This window comes from Synechococcus sp. R6-10, from assembly GCF_047461815.1.
Taxonomy (GTDB): domain Bacteria; phylum Cyanobacteriota; class Cyanobacteriia; order Thermostichales; family Thermostichaceae; genus Thermostichus.
On record NZ_JANSHW010000109.1, the window covers coordinates 1 to 1,194 of the forward strand.

The window sequence follows — 1,194 nt, forward strand, 5'->3', positions numbered from 1 at the left end:
ACCGTTTCCAGGCCGGATCCCTGCACCGTCACCTGGTATTCCCCAACAGGCAATCGATCCAAGCGATATTCGCCATCTGAGGCCAAGCTGGCGCTGCGCGTGACCGGGCCGGCGGCGATCACCCGGACGCTCTCCAGAGCTACCCCTGCCGGCAGCTCCACCCGTCCCACCAGGGATCCCGTCGGCTGTTCGGAAAGCAAAACTGCCAGCCCCACCCCCAACAACAGCACCAGGGCCGCTAACCATCGCCTCAGCATGGGATCCCTTTCCTCCGTTGCTCTGACTTTGCCTCTTTCGACCCAAACTATCGGGAGCCAGCAGCAGAACCTGTGTAGAATTTACCGTCCAACTTCGAGGGATCCCTTCCGGCTACTTCACCAGCTCGAAGACGTTGAACATGGGCAGGTACATGGCCACGATAATGCAGCCCACCATACCGCCCAGGATCACGATCATCAACGGCTCCAGCAGGCTGGTGAGGGCGCGTACCGCCTCCTCCACCTCCAGCTCGTAGAAATCCGCCGTCTTCATCAGCATCGCGTCCAGCTCCCCTGTCTCTTCCCCCACGCTGATCATCTGAATGGCCATGACTGGGAAGACCTTGGCCTTGCCCAGCGCAGGGGCAATCTGCCCTCCCTCTGAGATGGATTGGCGGGCGGCGTCAATGGCGTTGGCCACCACCTGGTTGCCGGAGGTGTCGCGCACAATTTCCAAGGAAGTCAGCACCGGCACCCCGGAGCGGGTGAGAGCGCCAAAGGTGCGGCAGAAGCGAGCCACCGCCGACTTCTGGATCAGATCCCCGAAGAGAGGGAGCTTGAGGGCCAGCGCGTCGATGGTCTCCTTGCCGGCAGGGGTGCGGTAAAAGCGCCGGAAAGCAAAATAGACGGCCCCTAGAAAGCCCACCAGCCCCAAGCTGTACTGGGGCGTGCGCAGGAACTTGCTGATGTTGATGAAAAACTGGGTAAAGCCGGGCAGCTCCCCACCCAAGTCGTTGTAGATGCTCTCAAACGTGGGCAAGATGAACAGCACCATGCCCAAGAAAATCAAGACAGCCAAGATCGTCACCACCACCGGGTAGGTCATGGCTGACTTGATCTGCTTCTGCAGGCGATCCATGTCCTACAGCAGCTTGGCCAGGCGGTTGAGCACTTCGTCCAGCACGCCGCCCACCTCCCCCGCCTGCACCATGCTGCA

The 1,194-nt window shown here is 61.0% G+C and carries 1 protein-coding gene and 1 pseudogene; both read right to left on the reverse strand.

The window, feature by feature from the left end; translation table 11 throughout:
* The coding region (locus NW837_RS03660; RefSeq protein WP_414329321.1) for a carboxypeptidase-like regulatory domain-containing protein at positions 1-257 on the reverse strand (257 nt) is incomplete at its 3' end.
* 112 nt (positions 258-369) lie between these two features.
* A pseudogene (locus NW837_RS03665) lies at positions 370-1,194 on the reverse strand (type II secretion system F family protein); the annotation flags it as partial.